Source organism: Sporomusa sphaeroides DSM 2875, assembly GCF_001941975.2.
Taxonomy (GTDB): Bacteria; Bacillota; Negativicutes; order Sporomusales; family Sporomusaceae; genus Sporomusa; species Sporomusa sphaeroides.
In genome coordinates, this window is the sequence record NZ_CP146991.1 from 1,177,056 (window position 1) to 1,191,572 (window position 14,517).

The following is a 14,517-nucleotide window of genomic DNA, read 5'->3' on the forward strand; positions in this document are numbered from 1 at the left end:
TATAAAAAGGTGGTTCTAGCATGGGTGAGGTGTCCAAGTGGGATATTTACGACAAACTGATTGCTTCAATCCCTGATGATCTGAGGATTGAAGCATGTTTAACCGGGTTATCCTGGTTCTTGGTACGATCTAAAGGTGTGGGGATTGCCATGACTCCGCCGGAGGGCAGCCGGGATTACTGCTTTACCGGTAAAATTAACGGAGCTCCGGTAAAGGCGGTCGCTCAATGGGTCAAATCCTGGAATTATTTTGAGGCTGCCATGGGTTTGGCGGCAATTAACTCGGTAATTAACACACCGCAGCGGCTGGAGGAGACATTAGCCGTAAAGTGGGAAGAACAGCCGTCCAAGGATGTGTTTGTCCAGATGAGAGAACAGCTTCGCGGAAAAAAGGTGGCAGTCATTGGCCACTTCCGGGATTTGGAGCTCTTAGCACCGTTGTGTGAGTTATCCATTTTGGAACGCCGGCCGCAGCAGGGGGACTATCCTGATCCGGCCTGCGAATATATCTTGCCACAGCAGGATTTTGTGTTTATTACCGCGACTACGCTGATTAATAAGACCTTGCCCCGGCTGCTGGAATTGAGCCGCAATGCTTTTGTGGTTTTGGCAGGCCCCAGTACACCATTAAGCCCGGTCCTGTTCGAGTACGGCATTGATATGCTTGCAGGAACCGCTGTGGTTGAGCAGCAGACAGTATGGCAATTGATGCAGGAGGGAGACCGGCAAAAGTTTTTCGATACAGGGGCAAAAATGGTTCAGGTTGCCGCTAAGGATTATTCGATTTTCAGGAACACACCTGAGTATAGACAAGCATTAGCTTAAAGGAGAGAAAAATGATGTATTTGAAAAAATGTTCCTTTGTTTTGGTTTTTATGCTTATTGTTGCACTTGCTTTGGCCGGGTGTGCGAACCAGACCGCAGGAACACTGTCGCAGGAAAAGACACCAAAACAAACCGAAATTACTTTTTTGGACCAAAATGACCGCAAAGTCACTGTAAAAGCCCCTGTCAAGAGGATTGTAGTCCTGCAGCATCATTCTCTGGACATTTTAGCCATGCTTGGTGCCCAGGATCAGGTGGTGGGCGTGGTATCCAAGTGGGACAGCCTGTTGGGCAAATATATAACAGATGTTTTCCCGGGAATAGAAGCCTTGCCGACGCCGGGGTCGCTGGAAGACTGCAATGTGGAAGAGGTCGCCAAGCTGAATCCCGACCTGGTAATTGTCGCTGCGCAGTTTAAGAAGGAATATATCCAACAATTGGAGAACTTGGGCATCCCGGTCATGACCGTTACCCTGCGCGGAGAAGGCAAGCAGAAAGAGGCGCAGAATCCGGAGTTGGCCAATGCCGATGTTGCTTATACGAGAGGTTGTGAGTGGGCCGTCAGGAAGCTGGGGGAAGTCACTGGCAAAACGGACAAGGCCGTTAAGATATGGGATTTCGCTGTGGCCAACAGAACATATGTGGAGGACCAGCTGAAAAATATGTCCGGCGATCAGAAGGTACGTGTCTTTATTGCCAATGAAAACAATATGACCTATGGTTCGGACAAGTATGTCGGCTGCCAGCTGGAACGAGCGGGGGCGGTCAACGTCGCTGCGGCAGAGATTAAAGGCTATAAGGAAGTAAGCTTTGAAAAAGTTGCGCAGTGGAATCCGGATGTCATTGTGGTTCAGGACCGGTACAAAAGTGTTTATGACAGCATTCTGGCCGACGCTAAATGGCAGGACATTAAGGCGGTCAGAGAAAACAGGGTGATTCTCGCCCCATACTGGACCAAGCCCTGGGGAAATCCGGGACCGGATTCCATTGCCCTGGGTGAGCTGTGGCTGGCGTATCAATTCTATCCTGATCAAATTAAACGGGATATTGTAGAAGTCAAGGCCAAGGAGTTTTACAAAGAAATTTACGGAATCAATTTTACGGGAACGATATAAATTGAAGCGGTAAAGGCGCGCATGGATAAAAAAGTCGGAAATATAACTCTTGGGGTTGTCTTGATTCTGCTGCCGGTCGTTTTGTTTATCGCATCATTAATGTTAGGGCCATATCCTATTGGCCCTTTCGACGTTGTTAAGATTGTTCTCGACAACTTCCTCGGCACGGGTTATGTAGACAATCCTCTTGCTGAGAACATGATCTGGAAGGTCCGAATGCCCAGAATTCTGGGGGCCGTTCTGGTCGGGGCAGCATTATCTGTGGCCGGAGCCGTTTTCCAGGGGCTTTTCCGAAATCCGCTGGCTTCTCCTTACACGTTGGGTGTATCTAACGGTGCGGGTTTCGGTGCCGCTCTGGCCATTCTTTTGTCCTCCGGGGCGGGGCTGAACGTCTTTTTTGTTCAGCTTTCTGCGCTGGCTTTCGGGCTGATTTCCATCGGCATTACCTTTCTGTTGGCTGCCAAGGCCAGAAGATCAACGGTCACCCTGGTATTATCAGGCATGCTGGTGGGCGCTTTGTTTTCGTCCCTGGTGGCATTGATCAAATATGTGGCCGATCCGTATGAACAGCTGCCACAAATCGTCTTCTGGCTGATGGGAACCCTGTCGGGCGTGACGTATGAGAAGCTGGCGATGATCCTGCCACTCTACCTTCCGGCGATGACGGTCATTTTCCTGATGCGCTGGCGAATCAACATCCTGAGCATGGGGGATCAGGAGGCGAGATCCTACGGTGTGGATGTCAAAAAAAACAGGACCGTTGTCATCCTGGCTTGCTCCGTCCTGACCGCGCTGGTGGTATCCCTGGCAGGGGTAATCGGCTGGGTCGGCATTGTGATTCCGCATCTGGCCAGGATTATTGCGGGGCATGACTTCCGTAAACTGGTGCCGGTCAGCCTGTCGCTGGGAATCTGCTATGTATTGTTGATCGATGATATTTGCCGGAATGTAACGGCGGCGGAGATTCCGCTGGGAGTGGTAACAGGGATTATTGGTACACCGGTCTTTATCTATTTTATTTATAAAGGCAAGGTGAGATGGGAATGAAGCTGGAGGTACGGAACCTGACCTTTTCCTATGACGGTAGCAGAAAGATTTTTGAAGATATCTCTTTTCAATATCACTCACCCCGGGTTTTCTGTATCCTGGGACCCAATGGAACAGGAAAAAGCACCTTGCTGCGGTGTATGATCAATGAATTGAGAGCTCAAAGCGGCAGCGTCTTTATTAATGATGCACAAGCCGGCGCGTACAATGCCCGGGAGCTGGCCAGGATTATTGCCTATATCCCGCAGAATCACTACCCTGCGTTTCCGTTTCCGGTCCTCGATATTGTCATGATGGGGCGGATTTCCCGGATGGGGTACCTGGCCAATCCGGGGAAAATGGAAAGAAAAATTGCTATGGAAAAGCTGGAATTCCTCCAGATCGGACACTTGAAAGACAAACCGTATACGGACATATCCGGCGGAGAGCGGCAGTTGGTGATGCTTGCCTCCGCGCTGGCCCAGGAACCCGATCTCCTGATTCTCGACGAACCCACAGCCCATCTCGATTTTGGCAACCAGTATCGTTTTATCCAACTTGTTAAGCGGCTTGCAGCGAATGGAACGGGCGTTTTAATGACTACGCATTTTCCGGACCATCCCTTGGAATTAAACAGCCTTACGGCGATTCTGAAAGACGGGAAAATGATTGGAATCGGCAATTCGGAGGAGTTGCTTACAGACCGGAACCTGACGGATTTATATAATATCCGGGTCAGTGTGGAAAGCGTTGGCAGGAAAAGAATTTGTGTGCCGGGAGGGTTTCATGAAGAATGTATCTGAGCGTTCAAATGCTTACTGGTCAGGCAGAGCGCCGGAGTTCAGCGCTCTGCGGATGAATGAATTCGCGTCGGTCGCGCGGCAATCGTATGAAGATTTCCTGCTGGAATTTCTGCCGGCGAAGCAGGAACCGCTGGAAGCGCTGGATATCGGAACCGGCGCGGGATTTTTTGCGTTGATTCTGCAAAAACTGGGATGCCGGGTAACGGCAGTGGATTTTTCCCCGGAAATGCTGGCGCAAGCCCGGAAAAACGCTACAGAAAGAGGGGGAAATGGAATTGATTTCAGACAAATGGATGCGCAGAACCTGACATTTGCGGACAATTCTTTTGATTTTGTTATTACCCGGAATGTAATGTGGATTGTCGAAGACGCTCAAAGGATGTATTTCCATATGCACCGGGTTTTAAGGCCGGGGGGAATCCTGCTGAATCTGGACGCCAATTACGGAAAGGCCTTTCGGGAAGCGGACCAAAACAAGGAAACGCCCACCCATCCGACCCAGACACTGGAGCAGCTGAGGGAGAGAAACGAGATTGCCGGAGCCTGTCAGATCGCATGGGAAAAGCGTCCCGGCTGGGACGTAGCGGTGCTGAGTGAATTAGGCGTACGTCATATCCGGATCGAGCCTGATCTGGACAGGAGACTTGGGCTGGCAGAAGTAAACCGGCCATACAGCAGCGCATCCACCAAAACGAAGGCCTCAATGTTTGCGGTGGCGGCCGAGAAAGCGTAGCAAGCACAAAACTCCTGCTGATTTTTACAGAATCAGCAGGAGTTTTGTGCTTAAAGGCTAAATACTGTTTTATGAAAAAGTATCTGTTTGCGGAAACAACTAATTGAAGTGACTTGTGGAAGCCTTAGGGGGTAATGGTTATGCTTGATTTGATCATTAAACTTGATAATGAGTGCCGCATAAAAGCTTTGCAGCAAATTGGCAGACACCCTGTGCTTCTTGCAGATACCCAATTGATCGGGCGGGAAATTGACCATGTGCTGGGGGCTCCGCTTAAAGAGTACGGAATGGTAGAGCTGGATAATAATTTTTACCGGTATCAGTGCGCCGCTGAAGCAGGGGAAAAGGTGTTGTATGTAAGCAGTGACGGAGTGCTTCTTGAATTTTATCAGCAGATTAGCAGGCTTATGTCTGAAGGGGTTCAAGTATATGACCGGAATGGGTACTTTTTGTTTGCCAATCCGGCAAGTGAAATGCTGGAGGGTTATGACAGCCAGGAATACCAGGGAAAACACTTGCTGGATATTTATGATGTCAACGAAGAATATAGCACGGTTCTGACAATTTTAAGAACTAAAAAGCCGGTTGCCAATCGCTGTGACCGGTTTAAAATGAAAAATGGGACGACCTTAACCACCATAAATTCCGGGTATCCATTAATCATTGATAATTATTTGTATGGGGCTGTTGTATTCGAAAGTGATTTGTCTGTATTAAAACGTTTGGAAAAACGGACCTTCAATCTGGAAGCATATATTGGCAGTACTGGACCTGACGGCCAAGCGGCTATGTATACATTTGATGATATTGTGCATGAAGCGGAAAGCATGCGGGAGCTTATTCATTTTGCTAAAAAAGTTTCGCTTACTGACTCGGCAATTCTTATTGTGGGCGCCACTGGAACAGGCAAAGAGCTTGTGGCACAAGGTATTCATTCGTTTAGCCCCAGAAGATATAAGCCTTTTATTGATATTAATTGCAGTGCTGTGCCTGGTAATCTGTTTGAGAGTATTTTTTTTGGCACGGAAAAAGGGGCTTTTACAGGCAGTGTCAGCAAGCCGGGGCTGTTTGAAACAGCCAATGGCGGGACTATTTTTCTTGATGAAGTTAATTCCATTAGTCCGGAAATACAGGTAAAGCTTTTGCGGGTACTGCAGGAAAAACGTTTTCAGCGTATTGGCGGCAGCAAATATATACAATGTGATGTGCGAATTATTTCGGCAGCAAATGAGGACCTTAATGCGCTTATAAAGCAGCAAAAAATCCGTATGGATTTTTATTACCGGATATCGGCTATCAAAATGGATCTTCCTGATTTGAAGGACCGCTCTCAAGACAGTTTGCTGCTGGCTCGACATTTTTTGGATGAATTGTGTAAGCAATATCATCGGGAACAAGTAACGATTGCGCAAGAAGTACTTGCTGTGTTTGAGCAATACGAGTGGCCGGGAAACGTAAGAGAGCTTCATCATGTTATTGAATATGCTTTTAACCGTGCGGCAGATGATGCAAGCATATTGACACTTGATTGTCTTCCAGGTTATTTAAGAGCGTTGGAAAATGAAGGCTGTGCAGCCTCGCAATGCCAAGACCTGAAAGGATATGCAACAGAAGGTTCAGGGACTTTTGATGAGCGTATGGAACGGTTTGAATATGAATTAATCTGTCAGACGCTGACTGCGAACAGGGGAAATATTACTCATAGTGCCCGGCAGTTGGGTATGAGCAGACAGAGTCTGCAGTACCGGATGAAGAAATTAAACATTTGCGAGTGGTAGTGTAAAATTTTTCTCGGTGACGCCAAATTATTTGGCGTCTGTTATGTTTGAGTTGGTAACGGTTTTTGCTAAGGCTGATCTATAATGCAAAAAAAGTTGGCACTAATTATATTGTGAAGCTGGAAAAATGACGGTTTTGCTTGCTAGCAAATTGAAACAAAAGATAGTTTGGTGAAAAATGTGAGTAGTTTATTAAAAATTACTCACATTTTTTCTGTTAAATTACAAGAAAAAGACAAAAAAGTGCTTAGATTCTGTATATTTAGTTACATGTTGCGTTTAACAAGGACTTGCAGCAATATTTGGCATGGATTTTGCACTAGTAATGTAATATCCCTTAAAGTACGAAGTGGCATCCCTGCCTGTTGTTTTGGGGGCAAGTTCTTTATTCGGCAGCAAAAAGCACACTCTTAGTAATATTTAATTTTTTAATGCGAACCTGCAGATTTTGCCGGTGTATGCCCAGTGTCAAAGCAGCTTTGGTAATATTGCCTTTACTTGCTGTGAGAGCGTCGATAATCAGCTTACGTTCTAATTCGTCAAGTGTCTGAGGTAACGACTGTTTGGTTGTTTTAGGAAAGGCATTGGGTTGGGGCGACAGTACTTGTTTATGAAAATAATCAGGAAGATAGGCTGAACTTAACGCTGCCTCATTATCTGAAAAGCTAACCGCATTTTCCAACACATGGCATAGTTCGCGAACATTGCCTGGCCATGTATGGCCAAGCAATAGGTTTTCCAGATCGGCTGAAAGCCGGGTTATATGTTTGCCATAGACTTTATTAAATTTATTGATAAAGTAGCTGGCAAGCAGCAAAATATCCTCCCGTCGTTCGCGGAGCGGCGAAATAGTCAGATTCACAACAGCTATGCGGTAATAGAAGTCTTCCCGCATCTTGTGTTCAGCCAGCAGCTTGTGGCAGTCAATATTGGTAGAACTGATGATCCGGCAGTTTACGGTAGCTTCCTGATGGCTGCCCAGACGGCGGAACTTTTTCTCCTCAAGAATCCGCAGCATTTTTGCCTGCAGTACCAAACTCATGCTGTTGATCTCATCTAAAAACAAAGTGCCGTTTCCGGCCTGTTCCAATAACCCTGGCGTGTTTTCGGCGCCGGTAAAAGCACCTTTAGTTGTGCCAAAAATCATACTTTCCAGCAAGGTTTCAGGTATGGCTGCACAATTCAAGGCAACAAACGGCTGCGCCGCAGCGGGTCCGTAATTATGGATGCTTTGAGCAAGAATTTCTTTTCCTGTACCGGTCTCACCTGTTAGCAATATGGGGGCTGAGCTAAGTGCCGCTTTTTTGGCTTTGTCAATAAGCCTGGTGAGTTGCGGGCTTTCGCCAACCAGACAGGAAAAATCGTAGCTGGTGCCGTTTTGCAGCCGATTGCTGCTGCCGCAGTAACTTTGTATTTGCTCCTGCAGCTGAGAGACCTTGTTAAGTAAATGGGCCATTTCAGTAATATTTTTATTGATTGAACAAACGGCAACAATCTCACCTTCACGTTTAATGGGTATTACAGTTGACAGCATGTGTACTTCACGGTGATCTACGGTACGGTATTTTTTATATTTGTCAAAGGACGGTCTGCCTGTAATAAATACACTGCGCAGTTCTTCAAGCATAGCCTTTCGCTGGGAAGGCTCAAAACGTTCAATTCGATTATTATAAAACAATTCGTCACCATGCTGATTGATGACATATACCGCATCTTGCATGTAATTGGCAATAGCCTGCAAATATAATGATTTATCAATAGTATCCATATTCTACCTACCCACTCCCAATAATAACAACATTTTATCCAATATACGCCTGGGAGTAAAGAGGTAATGCAATAAAATAATGCGCAACACTTTGATGCGGTTATAAACAATGCTTGCTGCTGCTTAACAGCGTAGTTTTCAGAGATGTTGCCTTACATACAGGGATTCCCAGGGGGCAATGGCTTATCTGTTGTAAACCTTACATTGGCATGAATTATGCAATACCAAGTAAAAAACAATGCATGAATATATATTGTGAACCGGAGGGTGCAGAGGCATGAATAAAGTTTTTCTGAGTGGCGCGGAACTGACAACCGCACAGGTATTACAGATAGCCCGGTGTGGGGCGCCTGTAGAGATTACTCCCACGGCCCGGCAGCGCCTGGCTGACGCCCGCCAGCTGGTATTCGACCTGGTGGACGCCGATTATCCTATCTACGGGTTTAATGTGGGAGTGGGTCAAAACAAGGATAAAAAGGTGTTCAAGCAATTTTTCGGGGAGTATAACTGCAACCTGATCCGATCTCATTGCATAGGTGTTCCGCCTTATGCCAGCGACGAGGACGTTCGGGCAACCATGGTGGCCCGGCTTAACACCATGCTTACCGGCTGCTGCGGCGTTTCCCCCGAAATTCCCGAAATGTATATGGCCATGCTCAATCACGGCATACATCCCCTGATTCCCGAAAAGGGGTCGGTAGGCCAGGCGGATATAGGCCTTATTTCCCATATAGGCCTTGCCATTATCGGCGAGGGGAACGTGCGGATGAACGGCAGGGAAATGCCCGCCACCGAGGCTTTTGCCAAGGTTGGTCTGAAGCCGCTGACCCTTGGTCCCAAGGACGGCCTTGCCATTGTCAGCTCCAATGCCCTGAGTGCCGGGGCTTGCGCCCTGCTGCTGGAGGATATTGAAGAACTGCTGGATTTGAGTGAGCTGATTTACGCTATGTCTCTGGAAGGCCTCAACGGCAATACCGCCCCCCTGGATGACCGCAACCACGCTCTGCGCCGCTTTACCGGACAGCGGGAAAGTGCCAGGCGTATCAGCCGCTATCTTCAGGGCAGCTATATCTATGAAGTGGACCCCAAAAAGGCAGTACATGACCCCCTTTCCTACCGCAGCACTCCCCAAATTACCGGGGCGGCCAGGGAAATGCTGGCCTATACTAAGGAGCGGCTGGAAATCCAGCTCAACACCACCGACGATAACCCCTGCCTGCTGCTGGAAGACCGGCAGATAAGTCCCTCCGCCAACTTTGACCCCCTCAACTGGGTGCTGGGGGTAGAGAGCTTGGCTATCGCTTTGTCCCATGTATCCAAAACCGCCTGTATGCGGCTTATTAAGCTGGTCACCCCCAACTACACCAATCTCCCCCGTTTTTTGGCCCCGGAGGTGGATGTTCTCTGCTTCGCCACTCTGCAAAAAACCTTTACCAGCCTGGATGCGGAAATCCGCCATCTGTGCAATCCCTGCTCAATGGACACCTTCAGTCTGGCGGGGGATATGGAGGACACTTCCACCAACGCCACCTATGCTGTGCAGAACTTACGGCGGATATACCGGAACCTGCACATCATTTTCGCCATTGAGCTGATACATGCGACACAGGCCATGGAATACCGGAAAAAGCTGTCTTTCGGCCAATATACCGGCAAGGCGTTCCAAATAGTCCGCAAGGTACTGCCCTTTTATAAAACCGACCGCAATATCACCCAGGACATTCAAACGGTATGCGAGTTGCTGCAAAGCGGCGAGTTGACCGCCCTGATCCGGGAGTGAGAGGAGGAATAGTATGACTGTCATTACATTGGGCTCCCCGCTGAATCTGGAAGAATTTCTTCAAATCGCCCGCTTTGGGGCAAAGATTGAATTTTCTCCTGAATATTGCCGGCGGGTTACCAGGGCCCGCCAACTGATCGAAAAAGCTGTTGATGAAAACCGGGTGATGTATGGTGTTACCACTGGTTTTGGTTCCCTGAGCACCCGGGTAATCAACGCCGAGCAGGTAGAGCAGCTGCAGCGCAACATTGTGCTTTCCCATTCTACCTCGGTAGGAGCACCCTACACCGTGGAGGAAGCCCGGGCCACCATGCTGATGGTGTTGCAAAATCTGGGCAGGGGCCACAGCGGCGTACGACTGGAATTGCTGGAATTGCTGCGGGAAATGCTCAACCGCAACGTTACCCCCTGGATGCCCAGGGAGGGTTCGGTAGGGTATTTGGCCCCCGAAGCCCACCTGGCGCTGGTGCTCATGGGCGAAGGGCAGGCATATGTTGAGAGTCGATTGATGTCCGGGAAAGACGCCCTGGAACAGGCGGGGCTTGCTCCCCTGCCGCTGGGCGCTAAGGAGGGTCTGGCACTGGTGTCCGGCACCACCACGGTGACGGCACTGGCAAGTCTTGCGTTGTACGATATGATTCAGGCGGCCAAAAGTGCCGACATCATTGGGGCGGTTTCCCTGGAGGTGCTCAGGGGTGTTATGCGGGCGTTTGATCCGCGGGTTATGTCGGTGCGCCCCCACCCGGAGCAGGACGGTACTGCCGAAAATGTGAGGCGTATTCTCTCCGACTCTGCTGTTCTCAAACACTTTGAGGGTACAAGATTGCAGGACGCTCTGTCCTTGCGATGTATTCCCCAGCTTCACGGCGCCTCTAAAAAGACCTTTTATGACGCAAGGCGAACGCTGGAAATTGAGATGAACTCTTGCTGCGACAACCCCATCATCTGGGATGACAACGGCGATGCCGACGTGATTTCCGCCTGCAACTGCGACTCGGCTTATGTAGGCATTGCCATGGACAGCGCCGCCATCGCCTCCACTATGCTGGCCAAAATGTCGGAGCGGCGCAACAACCGCATCATTGATGAGAGCCTGTCAGGCTATCCGGCATTTCTGGTGGATAATCCGGGGCTGAATTCCGGCCTGATGCTTGCCCAGTACAGCCAGGCGGGACTGTTGGGCGACATGCGTATTCTCTCCACCTCCGCTGTCATCGACAACACCCCCACCTGCTGTAACCAGGAGGATTATGTGGCTATGGGGTACAATGCTGCGAAAAAGGCGCTGCAGGTAGTGGAAAAGTTGGAGTATATTCTGGCGATCGAATTGCTTTCAGGCTATCAGGCACAGCAATTTTTAGACCCAACTCTTGCCCGTAGCAAGGTAACAGCTCGCATTCTGGAGGACATCGGCAAATCGGTACCTGTGATGAAGGAGGATCTTTTTCTACACCCTCACATCGAGTTTCTGCGGGATATGATTCATACCGGAAGGCTGGTTGAACTGGCCGAGGAAATCATCGGCCCTATGAAATAGACTTTCCCGGCACTTGGTAATTGAGAGCGGGGAGGTCGAATGGTTGTTCAATATTCAATACGTTGGAGGTGATGGTTGCAGTTTCGCGCAGAGGGGTTGTAAGCAGGACTAATATTTTATTGGTGAAAGGAAGGCAGAGCTTATGAGTACACAAACCCATACTCCGGTAGAAAAGAACTCCGGCAAGGGGCTTTTGGACGGTGTCCGCAAAGACGTTTTTATTCCAGGCGTCATTCTCTTCGGCATTGCGGCAATCATCGGAATTGTAAACAACAAGGCGCTGACCGAAAGCTCCCAGGCGTTCTTTGTTTGGTCTTTGGAGAACTTTGGCTGGTTATACCAGTATGTGTTAATGAGCAGCACCATTCTGGTGGCCATTATCACGTTTTCCAAGCTGGGCAACATCAAACTGGGCGGCGCAGACGCCCAGCCCAAATACCCCTTCTGGACCTGGTTTGCCATGACCCTCACCGGCGGCGTGGCCACAGGCATTGTCACCTGGGGCGTCAATGAGCCACTGATTTATTACGGCAATGTCTGGGGCGAACTGGATGCTTTAGGCATCAAGCCCTTTACCGCCGAAGCGGCACGATTTGCCATGGGACGCAGCTTTTATAACTGGACCTTTATGCCTTATTCAATTTATGCCCTGTGCGGCGTACTGGTGGCCTACCTATATTTTAATAAAAAGCAAAAGCTCAATGTTACCGCCACTCTCCAGCCTGTTTTCGGCAAGCGGATTACCCAAGGCGCTCTGGCTGCCTCTGTGGACTGCCTGTCCATGCTGGCTCTGGGTGTGGGTATCTGCGGCGGCCTTGCCATGTGCATTACTCTGGTAGTTACCGGCCTGCGCACCTACGGCATACAGGAAAGCCTGTCGCTGTTTGTAATGATCGGTGTGGCGCTAATTTTCGTCTTCACATTCTCCTCCTATGTCGGCATGGACAGGGGGCTGAAGGTGTTGGGCAATCTCAACGCCTGGTTCTATTACGGCATTTTGGCTCTGCTGCTATTCACCGGCCCCCTGCTGTTCATTCTGCGCAACAGCACTGCCGGTCTGGCCGAATGGCTGCATTACTTTTGGCTGTGGGGACTTGATCCCATTGATATAGGCGGCGCGGCCCTCACCCGTTCCTGGACCTTGTTTGACTGGGCCTGCTGGATCGCCTATGCACCGGTAACCGGCATCTTCCTGGCCATGATGGCCAGAGGACGCACCATTCGGGAATTTCTCGTTGTCAACTGGATTCTTCCTTCTGTATTCGGCTTGGTATGGTTCAGTATCTGGGGCAACAACGCACTCTACATGCAGATGTCCGGCACGGCTGACTTGGTGGGTGCTATCAACCAGGGCGGCGCAGTTATGGCTCTATGGGAGTTTCTCAAGCATCTTCCCTTCGGTCTTGGGATCATCGTTATTCCTGTGAATATCTTTATCATCATCATTTCCTTTGTTACGGCGGCTGATGCCACCCTGACAAATGTAGGCTCCATGTGCATGAAGGATGTTCCCATCGGTACCGAGCCTCCCGGCTTTATTAAGATTATTTGGGGCATTATCATCGGCGTCGTGGCTGTGGTTATGTCAGCCTTCGGCGGCGGCGCTCAGGGTGTTGACGGCGTTAAGGCGCTGGCAACGGCAGGCGGATTTTTGGTGCTCTTTGTATTCCTGTTCCAAATTATCGCGGCAGTCAAGGTGTTCTTTGGTCAAAAGACAGCCAGTGATGTGCTGGACGCGACAGAAGAAGAGTAAACGGGCGGTATTCCGGGGAAGCCTGTAACTTTACAGTCTTCCCCTTATGGTACTGACAGGAGGGAAGAAATGCTAATTGACCTTACGGTAAACGGAAAGCCGCACACGTTAGCGGTAGAACCGCAGGAAAGGCTGCTTGACCTGTTGCGGTTAAAGCTGAAACTGACTGGTGCCAAAGAAGGCTGCGGTGAAGGCGAATGCGGTGCCTGTACAGTTATTATGAGTGGCGAAGCTGTTAATGCCTGCATGGTGCTGGCTTATCAGGCCAGAAATGCCGAAATTCTGACAATTGAAGGCTTGGCGTCTGGCGGTGAACTTGATGCTGTGCAGCAGGCCTTTGTCCAGCATGGTGCCGTACAATGCGGCTATTGCACACCAGGTATGGTTATGAGCAGTAAGGCCTTATTGATGAGAAACACTAAGCCAACCGAAGCTGAAATAAAAGAGGCCCTTGCCGGGAACCTTTGCCGGTGCACCGGCTATGTAAATATTATCAAAGCAGTTAAGTCTGCTGCCGAGGGGATGAACGGAGGCCAAAGCAGATGACCGGCTGTGTGATTGCGGGTTTTTCCAAGCTGGAGGATGTTTTACAGGAACTTACCCATGCCCCGGCTCAAACGGTATTTGTCAGCGGCGGTACTGATTTTATCAATAATGGCCTGGGAAATAATGCCGAACTGGTGATCGATCTTTCCCAGGTGGCAGAGCTAAAGTATATTAAAGACTTAGGTTCTGAAATCAGGATCGGCGGCGGCACCACCTTTGCTGCTATTGCAGCCAGTCCGGTTATTAAAGCCAAAGCCGGTGCGCTGGCGCAGGCGGCAGGTCAGGTAGGTTCGGTGCAAATAAGAAACCGGGCGACAATCGGCGGCAATATTGCCAGTGGCTCACCTGCCGGTGACAGTCTGCCGGTGCTGGCAGTCTATAATGCCGGCATCCATACTGCCGGACCGGAGGGCGCGCGTGTCCTAACCCTGGCACAAGCCCTAAACGGGCTTCCGGCGAAAGAATTAATAACTGAAATTGTTATTCCGGTTGCTGCCGGGAGCCGCAGCGGGTTCGTAAAAGTTGGCAGTCGGTCTCAGGTGACCATTGCTAAGATGAGTTTGGCCGCCCAGGTTATTTATGACAGCAGTAAAAACATGATTGTCGAGGGCAAGGTGGCTATGGGCGCTCTGGGCAAAACGCCGGTATGTCCGCTTGCCATTCAAAAATTTTTCAGCCAGCAGGTAGTTGACGAAAGTTTTGCTGCCAACTTATCATTGCTGTTGGCCGAAACGGTAGATGAGATGATAACAGGCCGGGCTTCCCATCCCTACAAAAAGGCAGCCGTGAGGGGATTGGCTCATGACTTGACCGGGCTTTTGTTTGCCGCTTGTAACAGGAATTAATTTATTTTG

Annotated in this window: 12 protein-coding genes; 11 read left to right on the plus strand and 1 reads right to left on the minus strand. The window is 49.6% G+C overall.

What is annotated here, in order from left to right; genetic code table 11:
• The first annotated feature begins 20 nt into the window (after positions 1-20).
• From SPSPH_RS05105 to SPSPH_RS05130, 6 genes are all read left to right on the plus strand, one after another.
• Entirely contained in the window at positions 21-824 is an 804-nt protein-coding gene (locus SPSPH_RS05105) for a DUF364 domain-containing protein (protein WP_075753848.1), read from the plus strand.
• 11 nt (positions 825-835) lie between these two features.
• Positions 836-1,939, plus strand: coding sequence for an ABC transporter substrate-binding protein (locus tag SPSPH_RS05110; protein ID WP_075753850.1), 1,104 nt, complete (start codon positions 836-838; stop codon positions 1,937-1,939).
• Between the two features lie 21 nt (positions 1,940-1,960).
• Complete coding sequence (locus SPSPH_RS05115; RefSeq protein ID WP_075753852.1) at positions 1,961-2,986, plus strand: FecCD family ABC transporter permease; 1,026 nt, start codon at positions 1,961-1,963, stop codon at positions 2,984-2,986.
• Positions 2,983-3,768 (plus strand): ABC transporter ATP-binding protein, encoded by a 786-nt coding sequence (locus SPSPH_RS05120; protein ID WP_083945412.1) that lies wholly within the window; start codon positions 2,983-2,985, stop codon positions 3,766-3,768. The genes SPSPH_RS05115 and SPSPH_RS05120 overlap by 4 nt, the downstream gene beginning before the upstream one ends.
• On the plus strand, positions 3,752-4,501 hold the full coding sequence (locus tag SPSPH_RS05125) for a class I SAM-dependent methyltransferase (RefSeq protein WP_075753856.1): 750 nt from the start codon (positions 3,752-3,754) through the stop codon (positions 4,499-4,501). The genes SPSPH_RS05120 and SPSPH_RS05125 overlap by 17 nt, the downstream gene beginning before the upstream one ends.
• A 140-nt stretch (positions 4,502-4,641) precedes the next feature.
• The gene (locus SPSPH_RS05130; protein ID WP_158027047.1) at positions 4,642-6,279 is read left to right on the plus strand and encodes a sigma-54 interaction domain-containing protein; all 1,638 of its coding nucleotides are present in this window, start codon (positions 4,642-4,644) and stop codon (positions 6,277-6,279) included.
• Positions 6,280-6,664: 385 nt separating this feature from the next.
• Here the strand turns inward: SPSPH_RS05130 and SPSPH_RS05135 are convergent, their stop codons facing one another.
• A complete protein-coding gene (locus tag SPSPH_RS05135; protein WP_075753858.1) occupies positions 6,665-8,047 on the minus strand; it encodes a sigma-54 interaction domain-containing protein in 1,383 nt (460 codons plus the stop codon).
• A gap of 277 nt (positions 8,048-8,324) precedes the next feature.
• Here SPSPH_RS05135 and SPSPH_RS05140 point away from each other — a divergent pair, with 277 nt between their 5' ends.
• From SPSPH_RS05140 to SPSPH_RS05160, 5 genes are all read left to right on the plus strand, one after another.
• Positions 8,325-9,827, plus strand: coding sequence for an HAL/PAL/TAL family ammonia-lyase (locus SPSPH_RS05140; protein WP_075753860.1), 1,503 nt, complete (start codon positions 8,325-8,327; stop codon positions 9,825-9,827).
• Positions 9,828-9,840: 13 nt separating this feature from the next.
• The gene (locus tag SPSPH_RS05145; protein WP_075753862.1) at positions 9,841-11,364 is read left to right on the plus strand and encodes an HAL/PAL/TAL family ammonia-lyase; all 1,524 of its coding nucleotides are present in this window, start codon (positions 9,841-9,843) and stop codon (positions 11,362-11,364) included.
• Positions 11,365-11,506: 142 nt separating this feature from the next.
• Complete coding sequence (locus SPSPH_RS05150; protein WP_075753864.1) at positions 11,507-13,117, plus strand: BCCT family transporter; 1,611 nt, start codon at positions 11,507-11,509, stop codon at positions 13,115-13,117.
• Positions 13,118-13,186: 69 nt separating this feature from the next.
• On the plus strand, positions 13,187-13,663 hold the full coding sequence (locus tag SPSPH_RS05155) for a (2Fe-2S)-binding protein (RefSeq protein ID WP_075753866.1): 477 nt from the start codon (positions 13,187-13,189) through the stop codon (positions 13,661-13,663).
• Positions 13,660-14,508, plus strand: coding sequence for an FAD binding domain-containing protein (locus tag SPSPH_RS05160; protein ID WP_075753869.1), 849 nt, complete (start codon positions 13,660-13,662; stop codon positions 14,506-14,508). The genes SPSPH_RS05155 and SPSPH_RS05160 overlap by 4 nt, the downstream gene beginning before the upstream one ends.
• Positions 14,509-14,517 lie beyond the last annotated feature (9 nt).